Source organism: Snodgrassella sp. M0110 (genome assembly GCF_016101465.1).
Lineage (GTDB): Bacteria > Pseudomonadota > Gammaproteobacteria > Burkholderiales > Neisseriaceae > Snodgrassella > Snodgrassella alvi.
On sequence record NZ_JACFQM010000009.1, the window covers coordinates 1 to 22,945 of the forward strand.

A 22,945-nucleotide genomic window follows, 5' to 3' on the forward strand; every position below is an offset into this window, starting at 1 on the left:
GCAGTGCTTCGTAGAGGACGATGGCGGCGGCGTTGGAGAGGTTTAGTGAGCGGATGTGCTCTGACTGCGGAATTCGCAGACACTGCTCTGCGCGTGTTTGTGCGAATGCCTGTGGCAGTCCGGTGGTTTCGCGACCGAAGAGGAAGTAGATTTGCTGATTGCGGTCGCTGTAGTCGAACTGAGTGTAGTTGCGTGTGCCGTAGGTTTCTATTCAGTAAATGAGTACTTTCAGACTGCTTATTCAGTATTATTCCAGATTATGATTGAACTCATTGACTTAATAATCCAGAAATAATAATAAGCTATTTTTATTTCAATTTAGTTTTATGTATGATTATTTTATAAATAATGCTATCACTGATTGCTATTCATCATTGATGAAATAGATTATGAGCCGACTTTAACAGCTATTTATCTGAACATAATTATTATGCCGGATAGTAAGACAGCTCTTATGATTTATCTTTATTATTCTGTTTAATTTGTATTTTCTTCTAATCAGACTCTTCCTGTCGTATGATTAGTATGATAAGTTTTGATCAGGAGACCATAGGGCTGAAATGTTTAGCTAATTGTTTATCAGGCAATCAAAGCTAATACAATTATTTTTCTTTGAATGGGTTTATTCAATGGACTTGATGCCCTAATAGTAATAGGTAATATAATGATAGGTTTGATGATTGTTACCCACGAGACAGTAGGGCAGGCAAATATGCAATTAATCCGGCATATTTTTGGTTCTGTACCGGATAAAGTTGCTTTAATCGGGGTACGTAGTAGTGATTCAGTTGAAAGTATACATGCTGAGGTTGTAGAAAAACTGGTTTCTTTGGATTATGGTCACGGTGTATTGATTCTCACTGATATTTTCGGTGCTACACCTTGTAATCTGGTGCGCCGGTTAATTCAGAGTGACAATGTAATTCTGCTAACCGGTCTTAATGCTCCAATGCTGGTTAAGGCACTTCAACATTTTACTAAAGCAGATGATGTACATAAATTTGCAGATGAAGTTAAAGCTGCTGCTATTGCTGGCATTATGACTATTTCTAATCAGGATGAGCTTTGAAATGGTAAAAAAGGAAGTAGAGATTATTAACAAGCTTGGTTTGCATGCACGGGCGTCGAATAAATTTACACAGGTAGCCAGCCGGTTTCAGTGCGAAGTATGGGTAACTCGGAAAGATCGCCGCGTTAACGGTAAAAGTATCATGGGATTAATGATGTTGGCTGCTGCACAAGGTAGTGTAATTGAACTGGAAACCGATGGTGTTGATGAAAGTCAGGCAATGCAAGCGCTGATTGAGCTGATTAATAATTATTTTGGTGAAGACGAATAATGAGTATTGTGCTGCATGGTGTTGCAGTGGGAACAGGTGTCGCCATCGGTCGTGCTCATCTGGTGGTGCGTGGTATGGACGATGTGCCGCATCAGGAGTTGTCGATCGAAGAAGTGCCTGCAGAAATTGCCCGTTATGAGCAGGCAATCAAAACAACTCGCCGCCAGTTAGAGCAGTTGCGTACAGATATTCCCCAGAATGCACCTTCAGAACTGGGAGCGTTTATTTCACTGCACCTGATGCTGGTGGGTGATGTGAGTCTGTCTAGAGAACCTGTAGATATTATTGAAGCACAATGTGTTAATGCAGAATGGGCATTAAAACTGCAAACAGATAAACTTTCAGATCAGTTTGATGCAATTGAAGATAATTATTTACGTGCACGCAAGCAGGATATGCTGCAGGTAGTTGAGCGTATATTTAAAAATCTGATTGGTTTATCGACAGAAGTCATTACTGAAGCTGAAGATTTTGAAGAAGATACGATTCTTGTTGCCCATGATTTATCGCCGGCAGATACGGTTTTTTTTAAAGACAGCCGTATTGCTGCGTTTGTTACTGATGCCGGCGGACCGACTAGTCATACTGCGATTCTGGGGCGTAGCCTCGATATTCCTTCTGTGATTGCACTGGGCTATGCGCGGGAATTAATTAATGAAGATGAGCTGATTATTGTAGATGGCTCAATGGGTGTGGTTATTATTGCACCTGATGATATTATTCTAAAGGAATACCGCCGGCGTTTGCGGGAATTTCGCAGCTTAAGACGGCAGTTAAATAAACTTAAGAATACGGCAGCAACAACACTAGATGGAATCAATATTGAGTTGTTGGGTAATATTGAAAGTGCTAATGATATAAAGGCACTTCATAGCTTGGGTATGGATGGTATCGGACTGTATCGCAGTGAGTTTTTTTATCTGAACCGTGATGCTCTGCCTACAGAAGATGAACTGTATACCGAATATGCTGATGTGGTTAAAAAGCTTAAGGGTAAACCTTTAACCATACGGACAATTGATTTAGGTGTAGATAAAAATCCGCGCTGGTTTGGTCCCAGTCACACGATGAATCCGGCTTTGGGATTGACCGGTATTCGTTTGTGTCTGGCTGAACCTGTGATGTTCCGTACCCAGATGCGGGCAATTATGCGGGCCGCGGTTTTGGGACCAGTACGCATGATGTGGCCAATGATTTCCTCAGTAACAGAGATACAGCAGTGTTTAACTCATCTAAATACCGCTAAACAACAGTTACATGATCGCTTTGAAACCTTTGATGAAAATATTCAGGTTGGGGCGATGATAGAGATTCCGTCAGCTGCATTAACAGTTAATTCTATTTTGAAGATGATTGATTTCGTTTCAGTCGGTACTAATGATTTAATTCAGTATACGCTGGCGGCAGACCGTAATGATGAAAGTGTGAGTTATTTATATCAGCCGGGTCATCCTGCGGTACTGAAGTTATTGTTGCATGTTATTCGTACCGCTGCACGTCTGAATAAACCAGTATCTGTGTGCGGAGAAATGGCTGGTGATGCTCAATATACACGGTTATTGATGGCGATGGGGCTGCGCCGGTTTTCGATGAATGCAAATAATATTCTGGCGGTGAAAAATCAGATTATTCAAAGTGATCTGCTAATGCTTGAAACAGAAGTACAGAAAATATTACGTAATGATGATCCAGATAAAGCATTAAAATTACTGAAAAAATTAAATTCTTCACATGAATTATCTGAAAGTGCAGATTAAATAAATTGTTTTGTCTGACTTAGCACAGTTTAACTGCGTTTAATGATGATTTTTCTATAATATTTTTGTCAGTATTGTTTTTGCCTGACAATCAGTATTGAGTAAGTAGTGTTTTCCCGCAAATTGTCCACCGGTATTCCCTCCCTTGGTATCGGTGGTTTTTTTTATTTATTTTTATATATGCTATATAAATATTAAAAAATGATTTATGCAATTAATATGATATTGTAGTATTGATGGACTAAACTCAATAACTGTATTGCCAGAATGATTAATTGCAGGTTTGTGTCTTGAGTAAACTGTTATAATAGTAGTCTATTTTTATACAATAAACTGATAATTCATGATGCAAGAACATTATTGTCCCGAAAAAATTGAGCCGGCTGCACAAGCGCGCTGGCAGGAATACCGTTTATTTAACGCTAAAGATTTTAATCCGAAACCTAAATATTATTGTCTGTCGATGTTTCCTTACCCCTCGGGTAAGTTACATATGGGACATGTGCGTAACTACACTATTGGTGATGTACTGAGCCGTTATCGCTTGCTTAATGGGTTTAATGTGATGCAGCCGATGGGCTGGGATGCATTTGGTTTGCCTGCTGAAAATGCTGCAATGAAACATCAGGTAGCACCGGCACAATGGACTTATGACAACATAGCTTATATGAAAAAGCAGTTGCAGAGTTTGGGTTTTGCGATTGACTGGGAGCGGGAAATTGCGACCTGTACACCGGAATATTATCGCTGGGAACAGTGGTTGTTTGTGCGTTTATTCCAGAAGGGCATTATTTATAAGAAAAACGGAACAGTAAACTGGGATCCGGTGGATCAGACTGTACTGGCCAATGAGCAGGTTGTAGACGGTCGTGGCTGGCGTTCTGGTGCCATTGTAGAAAAACGTGAAATCCCGATGTATTACTTCAGGATTACGGATTATGCTGAAGAACTGCTCAATGGTCTGGATACACTGGAACATTGGCCTGAGCAGGTAAAAACCATGCAGCGCAACTGGATTGGCAAGTCACGCGGGATGCAGGTACGGTTTGCACTGGCTGAAGACAGTAAAGCGGGATTAACCGGTGAGTATGCAGATTTTGTACAGGTATATACCACACGTCCTGATACACTGATGGGAGCAACTTATGTTGCTGTTGCTGCAGAACATCCGCTAGCGACAGCTGCCGCTGCTGATAACCCTCAGTTACAGCAGTTTATTGCTGAGTGCAAGGCTGGTTCTGTGGCTGAAGCAGACATGGCCACGATGGAGAAGAAAGGTATGCCTACCGGACGCTTTGCCATCAATCCGCTTAATGGCGATGTACTGCCGGTCTGGGTGGCCAATTATGTGCTGTGGGGATATGGTGATGGTGCGGTAATGGCTGTTCCGGCGCATGATGAACGTGATTTTGAATTTGCCACTAAATATCAGCTACCAGTAAAACAAGTAATTGCCTCTACGCAGAATACAGATACTTTTAATACAAGCGCGTGGCAGGAATGGTATGGCAGTAAAGAGCAGACACAGTGTGTTAACAGCGGTGAACTGGATGGTCTGGATTTTTATGCGGCATTTGAGCGTGTTGGTGAGATTTTACAGGCTAAAAATGCCGGTGCACCGAAAACACAATATCGCCTGCGTGACTGGGGTATTTCCCGGCAGCGTTACTGGGGTTGCCCGATTCCGATTATCCATTGTGATGATTGTGGTGATGTCACTGTTCCGGAAGAACAGTTGCCAGTTGTATTACCGGAAAATGTGGTACCGGATGGTGCCGGTTCTCCGTTAGCCAGAATGCCGGAATTTTACGAAACTACCTGTCCATGCTGTGGTAAACCGGCTCGTCGGGAAACTGACACTATGGATACTTTTGTTGAATCGAGCTGGTATGCGGTACGGTATGCATCACCACATTGCAATACCGCAATGGTGGATAAAGAGGCTGCTAATTACTGGATGAATGCAGACCAGTATATCGGTGGTATTGAACACGCTATTTTACATCTGCTCTATGCCCGTTTCTTTACAAAGTTAATGCGCGATGAGGGGCTGCTGAATGTAGATGAGCCATTTGCCCGCTTACTTACTCAGGGTATGGTGGTATGTGAAACGTATTATCGTGAAGGTGCTAATGGCAGCAAAGAATGGATTGCACCGCAAGATGTAGATTTGCAGCGGGATGATAAAGGCCGGCCTCTGGCTGCAACCCTGAAAGCAGATGGTAAACCGGTGTGTATCGGTGGCATTGAGAAAATGTCTAAATCCAAGAATAATGGTGTGGATCCGCAAGAGCTGATTGACCGCTATGGTGCGGATACTGCGCGATTGTTTATGATGTTTGCCGCACCGCCTGAGCAATCACTGGAGTGGTCAGATGCCGGGGTAGAGGGTGCGCATCGCTTCCTGCGCCGTTTGTGGCGTACTGTATATGATTATTTACAGCAGGGTGCAGGTGTAACCGCATTTACCGGTAGTCAGGATAATTTGTTTGCCGACCTGAAAGCGCTGCGGTTGAAACTGCATAGCACAGTCGCCAAAGTAACCGATGATTATGGTCGCCGGCAGCAATTTAATACCGCAATTGCTGCGGTTATGGAATTGCTGAATCAGTATGACCGGACTGATTGCACTACAGAAGCAGGGCGTGCCGTGGCACAGGAAGTGCTGGAGTGCGTATTGCGTCTGTTATGGCCGATTGTGCCTCATGTGTGTGAAACATTATGGAATGAGCTGTCTCCGCAGAAAACACTGTGGGATGCTGCATGGCCATGTGTTGATGAAGCCGCACTGGTACAGGATGAAATTACCCTGATGGTTCAGGTAAATGGTAAGCTGCGCGGACAAATTACGGTTTCTGCCGATAGTAGTAATGATGAAGTACAGGCAGCAGCATTGGCTGATCCGGCCATACAGCGATTTGTGGATGGCAAAACACCGAAAAAAGTTATTGTTGTGCCAAAACGATTAGTCAATATTGTTGTCTGATCGTATAATCCGATGAAAAAGACATGTTATTAACATGTCTTTTTTTATTACATAAATCAATTACGGCGAAATACACCCAGATTATTTGGCGCCTGTAGCGCAAATAATTCAGGGTAGAGTATAGGCGATCAGATAGTCTCCCATCTTCGTACCGAATGAGCTATGACCACCGGCCATTTGTACTATATATTGTTTACCATTAACGGCATACGTCATTGGTGTAGCCTGTCCGCCGGCAGGCAAACGTGTCTGCCATAATAAATCTCCGTTACTGGTATCGTATGCACGCAGATAGTTGTCCTGCGTTGCACTGACAAACATAATATTACCCGCTGTGGATATTGAGCCACCCAGACTCGGAACGCCAATTTTTAATGGTGGTAATTCAAATAATTTCGGCAGACTGTCACGAATCGTGCCAATACGCTTTTTCCACACTACTTGGTTAGTCTGCAAATCAACACCAGCTACAAATCCCCATGCTGGTTGTTTACAAGGTAAACCTATTGGTGAAAGAAAAGGGCTTATTTCTACCCCATAAGGAGCGCCATACATCGGCTGGATACCATTCTCAGTACCGGCACCCTGTTTTTGCTGAGCCCTGTCGGGATTAGCCGGAATCAGGCGGGAAACGAAGGGCAGTCCGATTGGGTTCATCAGAGCAATTTGCCGATCCTGATTGACAGATATACCACCCCATTCAAATACCCCCAGATTACCAGGAAATACCAGTGTGCCATTTTCAGAAGGTGGTGTATAAATGCCATTGTAATTTAAGCGTTTAAACTGGATGCGGCACAGAAGCTGGTCAAACATGGTTGCTCCCCACATATCTTTATCAGTCAGTTTGTCTTTCGGCATCAGACTTAAAGCTGAGAAAGGCTGAGTAGCGGCATAATGTTCACCCTGTGTCGGTTTACCATGTTTCAGAGTCTGTGGTACCGGTTGTTCAGTAACAGGCACAATGGGTTGGCCGGTTTCACGGTTGAGGACAAAAATATTACCGGTTTTGGTCAGCACATAAATAGCAGCAATCCGTTTACCGGATGGTATTGTAATGTCCATCAGTGAAGGCTGAGCCGGTACGTCCATATCCCAAAGATCATGGTGAGTAGTCTGAAAATGCCATAGCAGTTTACCGGTTGAGGCATTCAGTGCCACAAGAGAGTTAGCATAACGTTCTTTTAACCTATCACGGTGACCGCCCCAGATGTCCGGTGTGCTTACTCCGGTGGGTATATATACAATATTACGCCGCTGGTCGTAGGCCAGAGGTGCCCATGCATTGGGTGAATTATGCACGAAATTGGTTTTTTCACCCGGCATCGCATTCGGGTTTTCCGCACCAGTATCAAATACCCATTTTAATTGGCCGTTATTGACATCATAACCACGAATTACACCGGAAGGTTCTTTAGTTGAGAGATTATCCGTTACTGAACCACCGATAATAATCGTACTAGGTGTTACAACAGGCGGTGAAGTCGGATTATATCCTCCCAAAAAAGCGTAAGGCATTTGGGCTTGCAGATTAATTTCACCGTTATGACCGAAATCCGGACATTTCTGACCAGTTTGTGCATTGACGGCAATTAAACGGCCATCATTAACCGGTAATAAAACTTTTTGCGGACAAATAGCGGATGTGGTGGTCTCAGAACTATGTGCTGTCGTAGCATCATAATAGCTGACACCACGACAAGTCAGATGCTGAAAAGTTCTGTTGCTGCGCAATTCAGGGTCAAAACGCCATAAACGTTTGCCGGTAGTGGCATCCAGAGCATCCAGAAACTGGTGTGGTGTACAGATAAAGAGTTTATTGCCGATTTTGATCGGTGTTAGTTCATTAGTGGTTTCTGCTGAATCATTAGCAGTTTTGAAATCACCAGTACGGTAAGTCCAGGCTACTTTAAGCTGTTTAACATTAGCGGTATTGATTTGAGTTAATGGTGAATAACGTGTTCCGTCCTGAGTACGACCATACGCCGGCCAGTCTTCTGCTGCTACACCATTATCGTCTGCCGCTGGTGCCGGCTGGAGGCGAGTAATGGTGCCATTAATTTGCTGCGGATCATGACTGATGCTGTAGAACATCACACCTAGTATCGTAATTAATGCTATTGTAATAATTAATTTTCCACTTCGTGAAGCTGATATATGCCGTGTTGGCCACGGAGTTAAAAGCCATAATCCAAACAGAAATAGCAAGTCAAAACGTGGTGCTAATGCCCAGAAATCGGTGCCGGACTCCCATAAACCCCAGATTAGCGTAATAAACAGAATAATTGCATATAACCACAGGCAGCTACTGCGCTGATACTGATACAGAACAGTAAACAGACTCAGTAACAGGGCAATCATGGCATAAAAGGGCGAACCACCCAGGCATATTAGCCATATCCCTCCAATTAGCAGGTAGATAACAGTTAGCCAAAGTACCAGCAAAGTGATTATTCTGGCGACGGAAAATGATCTAAATATTTTCATAATACTTCTGTTAACCTGTTTTTATAAAAAAATACTACTAAAATTATTATAATAAACAATATATAAGATGAAAATGTATATATATTAATGAATAGGAAATTTACTATAATATTCAGAATCTGGTTAAACAGGTCAGGTATTTCAAAGCGCAAGCACAGCTTACTTTTTTACATCAGGATGGCACTGCCATTTTTTACCTTATGATTATTATTGGAAATAAATATAAGAAAAATAATGATATTAAATTATTATAGATAATAGTTTGTGTACTAAATAGAAAATACTATAAGCAGTCAAAAATTAATCGGCTTTTTGAAAAAGTATGCATACTAGTACCGGTATTAACGCTACAACGGAGTAGGTTAAACTAAATATTTAAAATTTTCTGGACTGAATGATATCTCGTGATTAAATCCAGACAAATTGCAGATTTATCTATTCGAATAATAATTTTGAGTTAAACAAAGATAAATTTACAGGGATAATAATTCTTAAACAAATTTAGCGTTTAATCTGCTGTGGATTTTAAATACTGTAAATAAAAATTTTATCCTTAGGATAATAAATGTGCATCTAATGTATATTTATTAGTACTATTATAATTATTAATGAAAACTATTTGCATAAGATGTTTTAATATATATTTGAAATAACTGAATAATTCTATATATATTTTTTTTAATAAATATTGCATAATATGCAAATATTAAAAAATGATTATAAATGTTAAAATCCATTAAATTTAATATCATTTATTATATGAAAATATTGTTAACTTATTTAATAAACACCAATTTGAAAACATTGATTCAGGCATGAAAATGAATAACTTTAAGCAGAAAAAATTAAATTCAATTATACACACACTAATATTTAAACTTTCACTAGGAACCCTAGCGCTACTTCCGGTATCAGTAAATGCAGATACATCGATTAATGATACTAATATCGGGAATTACAAAACAACTGGAATTAACATTAACGACAATGTAAATATAAATATAAATACAACAAACGACACTGCCCCACATATTGATATTGATCAGAATAGTAGTAGCGGAATGGGGCTTGCCGCAGCTTCCGACAAAAATACAACTATTAATGGTGGTTTATTTAAAGTTAAAGGTCGGAAATCTAATAACTACTATAATAGTTTTTTTGGTATTTATTTATCGAGTAGATCTAACTTGGTTTCAAATAGTGATCTTGACATAGATATTACAAGTGGTCGTGGTATGTATCTGCCCAGTGAAGGAAACGGTGAGTTTAACGGGAAAGTAACCATAAAAGGCCAAGAATATAGCCCATCCGGAGACTATAACATAGGTATATCTGCTTATAATTCTTCCAGAACTAAACGTACAACAGGTACGTTTAATGATGAGGTAAATATAAAGATTGAAGGGACGGCAAGTATAGGCATTGCTTCGCAGAAAGTAGAGAGCCCAAATGTCGCAGGTAGTGAATTAATTTTTAATGATAAAGTAAACATTGATATAACAACTAAGCCAGGTACAATCAAATCCGGCAACAAGGAGTACACGTATTATGGTGCTGGTATTGCTATTGAACAAATATCGCCTTTAGTGGAAGATTCTGATGGTATAGATAGAGGTGATGTTATGAAATTTAATAAAGGACTTAACCTCACTATTAAGGGTGGTACCGCAATTTTAATGGATCAGCACAAGGGCAAATTAGAGATTAATGATGGTTCAAATGGTAACCGTATCGTTGTTCAGGATCCTAAAGACTTTAAGGCTATAGAAGCAACTGCTGGTAAAGTGACGATTAATGGTAAATCAGAAATTATTGGAGATATTGTTTCAAGTGAAAATGATGGGCTTCGGGATAAAGGAGTAGTCAATTTAACTCTGACTGACGGATCAATGTTATTAAGCTCTTTAGACAATGATGGTGGTGCAGGTGAGATTAATCTTGGCCTTTCCGGTAGCCATAGCCAGTGGAAAATGACAAGCAGCTCAAATATTAACACCCTGAAACTCGCTGACGATGCCAAAGTTAGATTTGGTTATGACTATGCTACTCCCGATACTGCCACTCGCCTTAACCAAACCAACGCTATGACATTAACCGCCGATTCATTAGAAGGTAATGGCATATTCGAAATGCGAACTGCTATCGGTAAGTTTGAGAATCATGATGTATTGAAAATAACCGGTTCTGGGCAGGCAACAGGTGATCATAAAATTATGGTTAATGATGCACAAACTGGCGATGCCCGGGTAGACGGAAGTGAGACATTTAGGTTGGTTGAAACTGAAGGCGGTGATGCTAACTTTACTTTGGCAACACCTTATGTTGATGTTGGTGCTTTTAAATATAATAAACTGAGTCAAGTTACCGATCGTGGTAATGGTAGTAAAGATTGGGTACTGTCTACATCGTCGAATAGCCAAACGCCAGAGCTGTCTGATACTGCGCAAGAAGCAGCCAATATTCTTAATACAAATTATTTAATGAATTATGTTGAAACACAAACCTTATTACAAAGAATGGGACAAATCCGTACCGATGATACAGCCAGCGGTAAAGTATGGGGCAGAATATATACCGGTAAATTAAGCTCATTTAATGATAATCGGTTGTCTGGTTTTGACATGGATTATTATGGATTACAGTTGGGTTTAGACCGCAAACTGAATTATGATAAAGTGAATCTTTATTATGGTGTAATGGGCGGACTAAGCCGGGGTGAAGTTGACCACAATGTTGGTGACGGCAGTACTAAAAGCTATTCACTAGGATTATATGGTACGTTACAAAGTCAGAATGGTTTTTATCTTGATGGTTTAGTCAAGTATATGCATATGACCAACAAGTTCAATAGTATGACCGCAGGAGGCTATCATGTTAAAGGAGATGGCAATACCAATGGTTTTTCCATAGGAGCAGAAGTAGGCAAACGTATTCATTTATCCGGTGCAGGAAATGCGGATGAGGGTTGGTATTTAGAACCACAGGCTCAGCTTACTTATTCACATCAGGATGGAGCCACCATAAATGCGACCAATGGATTAAGTACGAGACTGGCCAGTTATAATTCATTAATAGGGCGCGCCAGTCTTATTTTAGGTTATACCATTCAGAGTGGTAAAAACCCGGTGGATGTATATTTTAAAACGGGTTACCAGAAAGAATTTGATGGAGAAACCTCTTATACCTTTAATCGCACAGTAAAAGAGAAATATAAATTTGATGGCAACTGGTGGGATAACGGTATTGGTGTGAATATGCGTCTGAACCGCAATCATCATATTTATGGTGATATGGTTTATTCTGCAGGAAACAAATTTAATCAGAAGCAGATTAATGCGGGATATCGTTACAACTTTTAACCAGAATGTTATTACAGACTAAAGCTAAAATTTAGCGAAGACTGATGTTTAAAAGCAGGTTTAATCATGGTGGTGCCGGATAATTCTGGTACCACCATTTTGGTGTTTAGTTGATTATTGGTCAATGTATATAGGAAATATGGCTATTAATATTAATTTATTGAATGTAATTATGAACTAGTCAGAGACTATGCAGTTATACATTTTAAATGGATGCGTTTAGTAGTGATATCAATGGTTGAGTATAAACAATTTAATTATTTAAAATGCATAATTACTTTTTCTTTTATTGATACTAATCAGCTGTTGCCGGATAGCTGTTGCTGTTTAAGTTACAGTCTGTCTGAATAGGTGAATAGTATTCAGAGTAAATCTTTTTCATGCTGCTCCATCCAGTTTGCGATGGAAACCAAAGCCGGTTTTAGAGTTTTTCCCAGCGCTGTTATCTGGTATTCAACTTTAGGCGGTACTTCGGGGTAGAGCTTTCTGGTAATTAATCCTTTTTGTTCAAACAGCTTTAGCTGTTTTGTTAATTCTTTCTGAGTAATTGGTGCGATGGCTCGCCTTAATTCGCCAAAACGAATGGGTTGATCAGTGATAATCAGGCGATACAGGATAGGAATAGCCCATTTTCCTGAAATTAAATTAACAAATTTAACCATAGGACAATGATAAATATCAGGGGTATTTTTTTCAGTGTGCATAACTATTTTCCATTAGTATCTATTTGGTACCTACTTTCATAAGTAAACCGGTTAAATTATACTGAATTTTATTTTTGAAAGGGAATCTATGAACAGGTTAACGGGTAAATATACACTGATTACAGGCGGAAGCAGTGGAATAGGGCTGGCAACTGCCAGAGAATTTATTGCCGAAGGTGCGACAGTAGCCATAACCGGCAGAAATAAAGACAGATTACTGGCAGCGAAGCAGGAATTAGGTGCAGATGTAATAATATTGCAAAGTGATACTTCTGATGTTGAAGAACAAAAGCTTCTGGCTGCACAGTTAACCAAAATGTGGCCTAGATTAGATGCCGTATATATTAATGCGGCCGATGTCACTCATCTGCCGGTAACTGATTGGAATGAAAATACTTTTGACAGGGTAATGAATACTAATTTCAAGGGGCCGTTTTTTCTGATACAGGCGCTGTTACCTTTGCTGGCTGATCCCTGTTCGGTTATTTTGTGCGGTACGGTAAGTACCAAAATCGGTTTACCGCAAAGCAGTATTTATGCGTCCAGTAAAGCTGCTCTCTGTTCATTAGCCAAAACACTGTCGGGAGAGCTGTTATCCAGAAATATTCGCTTCAACTGTTTAGTTCCCGGCCCGACAGACACGCCGGCGCATATGAATTTAAATACCACTGACGCGGATGCTGTCAAACATTTACAGCAGGAAATTAAGGCATTGGTACCGTTAGGGCGTTTGGGCAAACCGATAGAGCTGGCTAAAGCCGCTGTTTTTCTGGCATCGGATGAATCATCTTTTATGCTCGGTGCGGAAATACTGGTAGATGGGGGGGTAGGTAATATCTAATTTTAGTTTTTTGATAAAAAAATAATGATGTTATTTGCGTAAATTCAGTAGTAAATCTCTAAAGACGTTCGGATCTTTAATAAAGGTAATTTCTCCTGCCTGCGGAAAATGGTAATCAAGCAGGCGGGAAACCCAGAAGCGAATACATGCAGCTCGCTGTGCAACCGGAAAGTAATCCTGTTCAGCGGAAGTCAGCGGGCGTATGCTTTCATAGCCGTGTATAAATGCCTGTTGCAGATTCTGGTCGATATGATGGTCTGCACGACGTGCCCAGTCGTTAACGGCAATGGCAAGGTCATACATGAAGTTACCGTTACATGCATAATAGAAATCAATAAATCCGGCTACCTGTTCACCATCCAGCAAAACATTATCGCGGAATAAATCGGCATGGATGATACCCGCAGGCAGATTTGTACGTTCATGTGCATCAAAGAAAGCAATTTCTGCTTGTAATAACTGCTGATCTTCCGGATCCAGAAAGGGTAATAAGCGGGTACTGGCCTCATGCCACCAGCCAGTGTAACGCGGATTGTGCATTTTCTGCGTGAATTCGCTACCTGCCAGATGCATTTTAGCCAGCATCGCTCCAGTATTGAAACATTGCTGTACGGATGGGCTGCTGGTATCGCTGCCGGTTAGGCAGGTTACCAGACAGGCTGGTTTGCCAGCCAAAGTGCTATCCAGACGACCGTCAGTTCGGGCAACAGGAGCAGGACAGGCTACGCCGTGAGCACTTAGATGCCGGGTTAAATCTAAAAAGAAGGGCAGCTCATCCTGTGTCATGGCTTCAAAAACAGTCAGTACATAGCGCCCTTGTGTGGTGGTTACAAAATAATTGCTGTTAGTAACGCCCTGAGCGATACCTTGTAAACCAATAAACCGACCTAAGTGATAATCACACAGAAAGCTGCGCATTTCATCGTCGCTAACGCTGGTGTAAACCGACATAAATGTAACCAATAAACAGAATTAAACGAAAAGTTTAAACCTGAGACAGGATGTTTAAACAAATTGCAAGCATGATGGCAATAAAGGGCTGATGTCAAGTATTTATTGGAATGATTGCTTATGAACGGTAGTTCATAGAAAACTTGTTATCTGATGATGTTTAAATTCAATGATGGTTATGTCATATAAGGGGCTGAAATAGAAATTGGGTAATTCGTAAGCCAATATTCCGGACGATGAACTATACTGGAAAGTATTTTATCTTTATGGCATATAATAAAATAGAATAAGTGAATGCATAAGGGCTATTTCACAACTTATTTACTTTTGCGTATTCTTAGCTTGCACTAGGTATCAAACGCGGGCAGAAAGCTTGCCGGCGCAGGAGTATAAAATGAATTTATCTTTGCTCGCGAACATTATGGTGTTCGCATTGTTATTATGGATACTGAGCCGTACGCATTCAACCCAATGGAGTTTATCCAAAAAAGTATTATTGGGTATGATTCTTGGTATTGGATTGGGTTTAGGGCTGCAACTGATTTACGGAGCATCCAGCCCGGTAATCCGTACTTCTGTACAATGGTTTGATGTAGTCGGCAACGGCTATGTACAGTTATTGCAGATGGTTGTTATGCCGTTGGTGTTTGCCTCAATTCTGAGTGCTGTGGCGCGATTACATAATGCTGCTCAGCTAGGCAAATCAGTCTGATGACTATCGGCGTGTTACTGTTTACGACGGCGATGGCTGCATTGATCGGTACTTTGCTGACCAGTCTGTTTGATCTGACTGCCAACGGTCTGATTCAGGGAGAAGCTGAAACTGCGCGCTTTAATGCAATTCAGGCTAATTATGTTGGCAAGGTAGCAGATTTAAATGTACCGCAGCTATTACTGTCTTTTATTCCAAAAAATCCGTTTGCTGATTTAACCGGAGCCAATCCGACCTCTATTATCAGTGTGGTTATTTTTGCTGTATTTCTCGGTATGGCCGCATTGAAGTTATTAAAAGATGATGCTGCTAAGGGTGAGCAGGTGTTACGGGCAATTGATATTTTACAAAGCTGGGTAATGAAATTAGTACGGATAGTAATGCTGTTAACTCCCTATGGTGTCATGGCACTGATGACTAAAGTAGTGGCTTCTTCAAATATACAGGAGATTATTAAGCTGGGAGGCTTTGTACTGGTTTCGTATCTGGCACTGGCTCTGATGTTCGGGGTACATGGTCTGTTACTGGGCATATTTGGGATCAATCCGGGTAAATATTTTCAGAAAATATGGCCGGTACTGACTTTTGCATTTACCAGTCGCTCCAGTGCTGTTTCTATTCCGCTTAATATCGAGGCTCAGACGCAGCGTCTTGGTGTACCGAAAACTATTGCCGGTTTTGCTGCTTCTTTTGGTGCAACTATCGGACAGAATGGTTGTGCCGGTTTGTATCCGGCGATGCTCGCCACCATGATTGCGTCAACTGTAGGTATCAATACTCTGGATCCATGGTGGATTGCAACACTGGTCGGGATGGTGACTATCAGTTCTGCAGGTGTGGCCGGTGTGGGCGGCGGAGCTACATTTGCGGCGCTGATTGTGCTGCCGGCAATGGGTTTGCCGATTACACTGGTGGCTTTACTGATTTCTGTAGAGCCATTGATTGATATGGGGCGTACAGCATTGAATGTCAGCGGTGCGATGACAGCAGGAACGTTAACCAGCCAGTGGCTGCATCAGACTAATAAAAAAATATTAAATAGTACGGAGCACGGCAAACTGGTACATTAATGCAGTAGGTACTTAAAACTATTTTGTCATACTTAGCAGCCGGTCTGTGACAGCAGAGTGGCTGCTTTTTTTCGCTTAAATTCTCTTAATATAGGGCATGAGCGGATTAAGGTTTACAGACAGGTAATTAAACAGGACAGTTAATCATTTAACTGTCCTGTTTGGTTAATACTATGATGATGTCGCAAGTAATCAGGCAGTAGAGGCTGCCTGTCAGGTTTTTGCTGAAGATTTATCTGCTTTGTAAAACGATTTGTAGCATACGCCGGATAGGTTCTGCGGCACCCCATAAAAGCTGATCACCTACGGTAAAGGCACTGATATATTCTCCGCCCATGCCCATTTTACGGATGCGCCCTACTGGTACAGTTAATGTGCCAGTTACTGCTGCGGGTGTCAGCTCATGCATAGATGCGGTTTTTTCATTAGGTACAACTTTTACCCAGTCATTGGCAGCAGCAAGAATTTTCTCAATTTCAGCTACGGGTAAATCCTGTTTCAGTTTTAAGGTGAGTGCCTGACTGTGGCAGCGCATTGCGCCGACACGGACACACAAGCCGTCGATAACGATTGGCTGTGCACTGCGACCTAAAATTTTATTGGTTTCTACAGCGCCTTTCCATTCTTCTTTAGACTGACCGTTACCCATATCAGCATCAATCCATGGAATCAGACTGCCTGCAAGAGGAACGCCGAACTGGGCCTGCGGATATGCTTCGCTGCGTAAAAAATCGGCAACTTTTCGGTCTATGGCTAAAATAGCACTGGCCGGATCGGCCAGTTCTGCACTAACCTGATTTTCAATGGCACCCATTGCACTAATCAGTTCACGCATATTCTGGGCGCCGGCGCCGGATGCTGCCTGATAGGTCATGCTGGTAGCCCATTCCACTAAATCCTGTTCAAACAAGCCGCCCAGAGCCATCAGCATCAGTGACACTGTACAATTACCGCCAACAAAATCTTTGATACCGTTTGACAGGGCGCTATCAATCACTGCGCGGTTCACCGGATCAAGTACGATGACAGCTTTATCGCTCATGCGCAGAGTGGATGCAGCATCAATCCAGTACCCCTGCCAGCCCTGATCACGCAGCGGCTGGTGGATTGCTTTGGTATAGTCGCCACCCTGACAGGTAACGATAATATCCATTTGAGCCAGAGCATCCAGATTACGGGCATCCAGAAGTGTTTTTGCTTTCTGACCAAAATCAGGTGCGGCTGCACCGGCTGCTGATGTCGTGAAAAAATACGCATCTGCAATACTTTGAAAATCATTTTCTTCCTGCATGCGCTGCATTAATACTGAACCTACCATACCGCGCCAGCCAACAAAACCTACTTTCACCGGGTGCTCCTTAAAACAATTCAATTTAATCAAAATTTCTGTTACCAGATACCAGAATGCTATCCGGTCTTTTAACCATAATCCCGGCTGTTTGTAAATAGATAATTACTATCCTGATAAATTTCAGGCTGTACAGCTTATCTTTTGCCGGATTTATAGTGTCAATTCAATACGGTTATCCCACTCATCTTAATTAGAATATATTTACATAGTTTATTTTATGAGGTTGCTAGCTTTTTTCTAAACTTCATAACTTTATGTCTATTTCCACAAACTTTCATGCTACACCAGCGTCTTTTGTGTGCTTTTGTCTTATCATAGAACCACAGCACACAGTCTTTGTGCTCGCAGTGTTTTACTAAACTAAAATCTTCTTGTGCGATTAGCTTTGCTGTAGCCTCTGCTAAAGGAGCTAAAACCTGTTCTGGACTATGTTTGGCATAATGATGAGTGACGATAAGCGATTGATTAGCATCATATTCTAAATTTAACCATCGACTAGCTTTGTGCAAAAATGCATTCAATGGTTCAATATCTAAACTATGTCCAGTTTTTTGTTGTTGTATAAGCACTCTCGTTATTTCTCTTAGCTCTTTAGCCCTTTCAAGTAATGCTGATGAGGAGTGCAAATCATCAGGAACTAAAATGCCAACCACTTTGTTAAGCCAATAGACGAGTTCTTCTATTGAACTCCAACGATCAATCAAATTGCCATCTATTTTAACGACGGTATTTATCATATTAAGTGCGTCGTTATCTCCTACCAATGCTAAATCATCTAATGTATTTGTTTTCATATTGACATACCTTTTTTACAAGGAAATTGTAACCTCTAAAATACCTATTGACAAGTTACAATAAATTTAAATATTATGAGTAACCTTTTAAATTAAAATTTAGTGGTTACGGAGGTTTTTATGGCAAGTAATATTCATCATCCGATTCAATATAAGTATGTCAATATTGAAAATGTAAACATGTTCTATCGGGAGGCAGGGGAAAAAAGCTTACCAACTCTTTTACTATTACATGGCTTTCCTAGTTCATCGCATCAATTTAGAGAATTAATTCCTTTACTTGCTGATAAATTTCACCTGATTGCACCTGACTTTCCCGGCTTTGGTTTTACTGAGGTTATAGACACAGCCAACTATATTTATAGTTTTGATAATATAAGTAAAACACTAATTAAATTCGTCGATGCTTTAAGTCTTAAAAAATATGCAATGTATGTTTTTGATTATGGAGCCCCCATAGGTTTTCGTCTTGCTTTAGCTTATCCTGAAAGGGTAACAGGATTTGTATCTCAAAATGGCAATGCTTATTTGGAAGGTTTAGGCAGTGCTTGGAATCCAATAAAAACCTACTGGGATAATCCAACAGAACAAAATAGAAAAATTATTGAAGACGCGATATTGAATTTGGAAGGAACACGTGAGCAATATATACATGGAGTACCATCAATTGAGAGCATAGCTCCAGAATCTTATTATTTAGATACATTTTTATTTGAGTGTGGAGCTAACAAAGCTATTCAGTTAGATTTATTTTTAGATTATAAAAATAACCTAAAAATGTATCCTTTATTCCAACAGTTTTTTAGAGATTATTCATTGCCATGCTTAATTATTTGGGGAAAACATGATTTATTTTTTATACCTGCTGGCGCAGAAGCTTACAAAAAAGATAATGCCAATGCAGTTGTTGAATTATTAGATACAGGGCATTTTGCATTGGAAACGCATGTAGAATATATAGCTAAAAGAATTCGTGAAGTAATTTTAAATTGATCATAAATTAAAAATACATAAAAAGTTTAATTGTTAGGTACAAAATCTGCAAACTGTATTCAATTAATCAAAGAAAACATTTTTTAATAATTTGTATATATTAATAATTTTTATGACTAATTTCCGAATTTAGCTAATAAGACGATAAAATTAACTCACTTATTGTCGATATAGTTTTATTGTATTGTTTAAGGGGATTTAATAACTAAAGAAAATCAACGAGAGTACGCAAACGATTAAAAAGAAAAATATAATTTATATTGAACAATTATATATTTTTTTTGTAAAAATTATTCAAGAGTCTATACCATTTCAATGTTAATTCTGAATCCATTTTATTATTAAAATTGATATGTTTTATAAATGAAGTTAGTCCATTAATAGAATCGGCTAACATTCCGGTGTACACTTCGCCTTTGTTTTTTAATTGGCATTTCTGATGAATTTACTGCGTACTCTGGCTAAAGTCAGCAGCATGACTATGCTGTCGCGTGTTCTGGGTTTCATTCGCGATACCATTATTGCCCGCAGTTTTGGTGCGGGGATGGCTACTGATGCTTTTTTTGTGGCATTTAAACTGCCTAATCTGTTACGGCGTATTTTTGCAGAAGGCGCATTTTCACAGGCTTTTGTACCGATACTTGCTGAGTACAAGGAAACACAGTCACCCGAAGCTACCCGGGCTTTTGTGCAGCATGTGGCCGGGCTGCTTTCATTTGTTCTGATTATTGTAACGGCGATCGGAATCCTGGCCGCACCTGTTGTGATTTATATTTCTGCTCCCGGTTTTCAGCAGGATGCCGATAAATTTGCTCTGTCGGTACAACTGCTGCGGATTACTTTTCCATATATTTTTCTGATATCGCTGTCTTCACTGGTTGGCAGTATTCTGAATACTTATCATCAGTTTATTGTTCCGGCCTTTACGCCGACTTTTCTGAATATCTCCTTTATCGTATTTGCTCTGTGGCTGGCACCTTACTTTCATCCTCCAGTTCTGGCGTTGGCCTGGGCAGTATTTGTGGGCGGATTATTACAGTTGCTGTATCAGCTGCCTTATTTATTTAAACTGGGTTTTCTGACTATGCCCAGACTCAATTTTAAGGACAAAGCAGTCAACCGGGTACTCAGACAAATGGCACCGGCTATTCTGGGGGTATCGGTAGCGCAAATATCGCTGGTGATAAACACGATTTTTGCTTCTTATTTGCAATCCGGTTCAGTATCCTGGATGTATTATGCTGACCGCCTGATGGAATTACCGACTGGTGTGCTTGGTGTGGCACTGGGAACCATTCTTTTGCCCACTTTGTCTAAACACTCAGCTACTAATGATATAGCCAGCTTTTCTGCATTGCTGGACTGGGGATTACGCCTGTGCATGCTGTTAACTTTACCGGCAGCAGTGGGTATGGCTGTGCTGTCATTTCCTCTGGTGGCAACTTTATTTATGTACCGGCAGTTTAATGAGTATGATGCAATAATGACTCAGGGGGCGCTTATTGCTTATGCTGTTGGTTTGATTGGTCTGATTCTGATTAAAGTACTTGCACCGGGATTTTATGCGCGTCAGAACATTAAAACGCCGGTAAAAATTGCTATTTTTACTTTATGTATGACTCAGCTGATGAATTTGCTGTTTGTCTGGAAGCTGCATCATGTCGGGCTGGCTCTGGCTATTAGTCTTGGCGCCTGTATTAATGCTGGATTACTGTTTACTCTGTTACGGCGACAGAAATTGTATACTCCCAGCCCCGGCTGGCTGCGTTTTCTATTGCGTCTGACGGTGGCTCTTGTTGTTATGGGTCTGGGGTTATGGTTATTACAGTATTGGCTGCCGTTTAACTGGCACAGTAGCGGGTTGGCAAAAGTAGGGCAATTAAGTATTTTGATTGTTACCGGTATTATTTTATATTTCGGATCACTATTTGCTCTGGGTTTCCGCGTACGCGATTTCCGGCGGGCTGAAGCAGAATAGTGGTATTTCAGCCTCATACTGAAAATGAAAAGAATTCATGCAAATTTATTTTTGTTCAAATTCTTTTAATTCTTCTGCAATAAAATATTTCACCAGTTCGCAAAACAGGGACTTGATTACGTCTCCGTTCAGTCCCTGCTCATCTGCCCATTGTTTGCGTTTTTCAAGCATGCTGTTAAAACGTTCATTCGCTTGTACGTCTTTAGCATTCATTTTAAATTTACTGGCCGCTTTGACATATTCAAAGCGGGCGGAAAGTAACTGGATCACCGCATAATCAATATGATCTATTTCTGTACGAATGTCATTTATGCCGTGGCAGTCCTCAGGTTTATATATTTGATTGTATGCCATTGTATTTATTAATTTTTATTTCCATGATGTCTGTATTGTAAAACTGATATAAGTGGCAGTACAGTTAAAAAATGATAATTTTACAAATTAATATTATTATTTATATATATGCTAAATTAAATTAATTAAATATATGAAATGTAATATTCTATTATGCTGATTATTTTAACCCAAAAGCATAAATTGCTTTAATGAGTATAACTGACCGGAATAAATGAAAAAATCCATGATTGATTTTTGCTGTTTTCTGGTTACAAAAAATATGAGAAACCAAACGTAATACTGAATAAATGCTAATGATAATAATTCTCAATATCCTATTGAAAACATTATTTTTTTATTTTCTTTTAATGTAATACGCGCTTTTAATAACGTTCGAAATTAGTTACAATACATCAATTTTACCAATATTTGCATAAGGTCAGCGCAGTTATGTTGGCGAATTATTTCCCCATATTAATATTTGTTCTGGTTGGCTTTGCCGCTGGTGTTCTGTTTATCTCTCTCGGTTTATTGCTAGGACCGAACCGGCCATACAAAATGAAACAGGAACCGTTTGAGTGCGGTTTCGAAGCTTTTGAAAATGCACGAATGAAATTCGACGTGCGTTACTATCTGGTAGCCATTTTATTCATCCTGTTTGACCTTGAAGTTGCCTTTATGGTGCCCTGGGCAGTTGTATTTAAAGAGCTGGGCGCATACGGATTCTGGTCAATGATGGTGTTTTTGCTGATTCTGGTTATCGGCTTTATTTATGAATGGAAAAAAGGCGCTCTGGAATGGGAATAGAAGGCGTTTTAAAAAAAGGATTTGTCACAACCACTGCCGATACCGTACTCAATTATGTGCGTACCGGTTCGTTGTGGCCGGCTACTTTTGGTCTGGCCTGTTGTGCCGTAGAGATGATGCAAGCTGGTGCTGCCCGTTATGACCTTGACCGCTTTGGTATTATTTTCCGCCCGTCACCGCGTCAGGCCGATCTGATGATTGTCGCCGGTACGCTGTGCAATAAAATGGCTCCTGCTTTGCGGCGTGTTTATGACCAGATGGCCGAACCGCGCTGGGTACTGTCTATGGGTTCCTGTGCCAATGGCGGCGGTTATTATCATTACTCTTATTCTGTGGTTCGGGGCTGTGACCGGATTGTACCGGTTGACGTATATGTACCGGGCTGTCCGCCAACTGCTGAAGCGCTGGTATACGGACTATTGCAGTTGCAGCTGAAAATTAAACGTACCGCCACTATCGCGCGTGTATGAAAGTGAGGG

The 22,945-nt window shown here is 40.5% G+C and carries 17 protein-coding genes and 1 pseudogene; 11 read left to right on the forward strand and 7 right to left on the reverse strand.

Annotation, left to right across the window (positions count from 1 at the left end):
• Positions 1-211 (reverse strand): tRNA (cytidine(34)-2'-O)-methyltransferase (locus H3T84_RS12520; protein ID WP_370524122.1); only part of this gene is annotated, 211 nt, incomplete at its 3' end.
• Between the two features lie 453 nt (positions 212-664).
• Between H3T84_RS12520 and H3T84_RS10000 the strand changes: the two genes are divergently transcribed.
• The 4 genes from H3T84_RS10000 to leuS all read left to right on the forward strand — a co-directional run bounded on the left by H3T84_RS10000 (position 665) and on the right by leuS (position 6,083).
• Positions 665-1,069, forward strand: a complete 405-nt coding sequence (locus tag H3T84_RS10000; protein WP_198219014.1) for a PTS sugar transporter subunit IIA — start codon at positions 665-667, stop codon at positions 1,067-1,069.
• A 1-nt stretch (position 1,070) separates the two neighbouring features.
• Positions 1,071-1,340, forward strand: coding sequence for an HPr family phosphocarrier protein (locus tag H3T84_RS10005; protein ID WP_174832586.1), 270 nt, complete (start codon positions 1,071-1,073; stop codon positions 1,338-1,340).
• On the forward strand, positions 1,340-3,097 hold the full coding sequence (ptsP, locus tag H3T84_RS10010; protein ID WP_174832587.1) for a phosphoenolpyruvate--protein phosphotransferase: 1,758 nt from the start codon (positions 1,340-1,342) through the stop codon (positions 3,095-3,097). The genes H3T84_RS10005 and ptsP overlap by 1 nt, the downstream gene beginning before the upstream one ends.
• 346 nt (positions 3,098-3,443) lie before the next feature.
• Positions 3,444-6,083, forward strand: coding sequence for a leucine--tRNA ligase (leuS, locus tag H3T84_RS10015; protein ID WP_198219031.1), 2,640 nt, complete (start codon positions 3,444-3,446; stop codon positions 6,081-6,083).
• Between the two features lie 108 nt (positions 6,084-6,191).
• Here leuS and H3T84_RS10020 read toward each other — a convergent pair whose 3' ends face one another.
• Positions 6,192-8,570, reverse strand: coding sequence for a glucose/quinate/shikimate family membrane-bound PQQ-dependent dehydrogenase (locus H3T84_RS10020; protein WP_198219015.1), 2,379 nt, complete (start codon positions 8,568-8,570; stop codon positions 6,192-6,194).
• An 821-nt stretch (positions 8,571-9,391) separates the two neighbouring features.
• On the opposite strand from H3T84_RS10020, the gene H3T84_RS10025 reads away from it, so the two are divergent.
• Positions 9,392-11,929, forward strand: coding sequence for an autotransporter outer membrane beta-barrel domain-containing protein (locus H3T84_RS10025; protein WP_198219016.1), 2,538 nt, complete (start codon positions 9,392-9,394; stop codon positions 11,927-11,929).
• A gap of 362 nt (positions 11,930-12,291) precedes the next feature.
• Here H3T84_RS10025 and H3T84_RS10030 read toward each other — a convergent pair whose 3' ends face one another.
• Positions 12,292-12,633, reverse strand: coding sequence for a helix-turn-helix domain-containing protein (locus tag H3T84_RS10030; protein ID WP_084547589.1), 342 nt, complete (start codon positions 12,631-12,633; stop codon positions 12,292-12,294).
• Positions 12,634-12,721: 88 nt separating this feature from the next.
• Between H3T84_RS10030 and H3T84_RS10035 the strand changes: the two genes are divergently transcribed.
• A complete protein-coding gene (locus tag H3T84_RS10035; protein ID WP_025329716.1) occupies positions 12,722-13,474 on the forward strand; it encodes an SDR family oxidoreductase in 753 nt (250 codons plus the stop codon).
• 30 nt (positions 13,475-13,504) lie between these two features.
• On the opposite strand, the gene thrB is transcribed toward H3T84_RS10035, so the two are convergent.
• Positions 13,505-14,425: a homoserine kinase gene (gene thrB / locus H3T84_RS10040; RefSeq protein ID WP_037474477.1), complete on the reverse strand. Its 921-nt coding sequence runs from the start codon at positions 14,423-14,425 to the stop codon at positions 13,505-13,507.
• Between the two features lie 502 nt (positions 14,426-14,927).
• Here thrB and H3T84_RS10045 point away from each other — a divergent pair.
• Positions 14,928-16,207 (forward strand): annotated as a pseudogene (locus H3T84_RS10045) (L-cystine transporter).
• Between the two features lie 232 nt (positions 16,208-16,439).
• Here the strand turns inward: H3T84_RS10045 and asd are convergent.
• Both asd and H3T84_RS10055 read right to left on the reverse strand, forming a co-directional pair.
• Positions 16,440-17,555 carry an aspartate-semialdehyde dehydrogenase gene (gene asd, locus H3T84_RS10050; RefSeq protein ID WP_198219017.1) on the reverse strand — a complete coding sequence of 372 codons (1,116 nt, stop codon included), beginning with the start codon at positions 17,553-17,555 and terminating at the stop codon, positions 16,440-16,442.
• Positions 17,556-17,773: 218 nt separating this feature from the next.
• The gene (locus H3T84_RS10055; protein ID WP_198219018.1) at positions 17,774-18,352 is read right to left on the reverse strand and encodes a CGNR zinc finger domain-containing protein; all 579 of its coding nucleotides are present in this window, start codon (positions 18,350-18,352) and stop codon (positions 17,774-17,776) included.
• Between the two features lie 120 nt (positions 18,353-18,472).
• Here H3T84_RS10055 and H3T84_RS10060 point away from each other — a divergent pair, with 120 nt between their 5' ends.
• Positions 18,473-19,345 (forward strand): alpha/beta fold hydrolase, encoded by an 873-nt coding sequence (locus H3T84_RS10060; protein ID WP_198219019.1) that lies wholly within the window; start codon positions 18,473-18,475, stop codon positions 19,343-19,345.
• 439 nt (positions 19,346-19,784) lie between these two features.
• Positions 19,785-21,323: a murein biosynthesis integral membrane protein MurJ gene (gene murJ, locus H3T84_RS10065; protein ID WP_198219020.1), complete on the forward strand. Its 1,539-nt coding sequence runs from the start codon at positions 19,785-19,787 to the stop codon at positions 21,321-21,323.
• 45 nt (positions 21,324-21,368) lie between these two features.
• On the opposite strand, the gene H3T84_RS10070 is transcribed toward murJ, so the two are convergent.
• Positions 21,369-21,677, reverse strand: coding sequence for a chorismate mutase (locus H3T84_RS10070; protein WP_110413740.1), 309 nt, complete (start codon positions 21,675-21,677; stop codon positions 21,369-21,371).
• 432 nt (positions 21,678-22,109) lie between these two features.
• Here H3T84_RS10070 and H3T84_RS10075 point away from each other — a divergent pair, with 432 nt between their 5' ends.
• Positions 22,110-22,466, forward strand: a complete 357-nt coding sequence (locus H3T84_RS10075; protein ID WP_025329722.1) for an NADH-quinone oxidoreductase subunit A — start codon at positions 22,110-22,112, stop codon at positions 22,464-22,466.
• Positions 22,457-22,936 (forward strand): NADH-quinone oxidoreductase subunit B family protein, encoded by a 480-nt coding sequence (locus H3T84_RS10080; RefSeq protein WP_025329723.1) that lies wholly within the window; start codon positions 22,457-22,459, stop codon positions 22,934-22,936. The genes H3T84_RS10075 and H3T84_RS10080 overlap by 10 nt, the downstream gene beginning before the upstream one ends.
• Positions 22,937-22,945 lie beyond the last annotated feature (9 nt).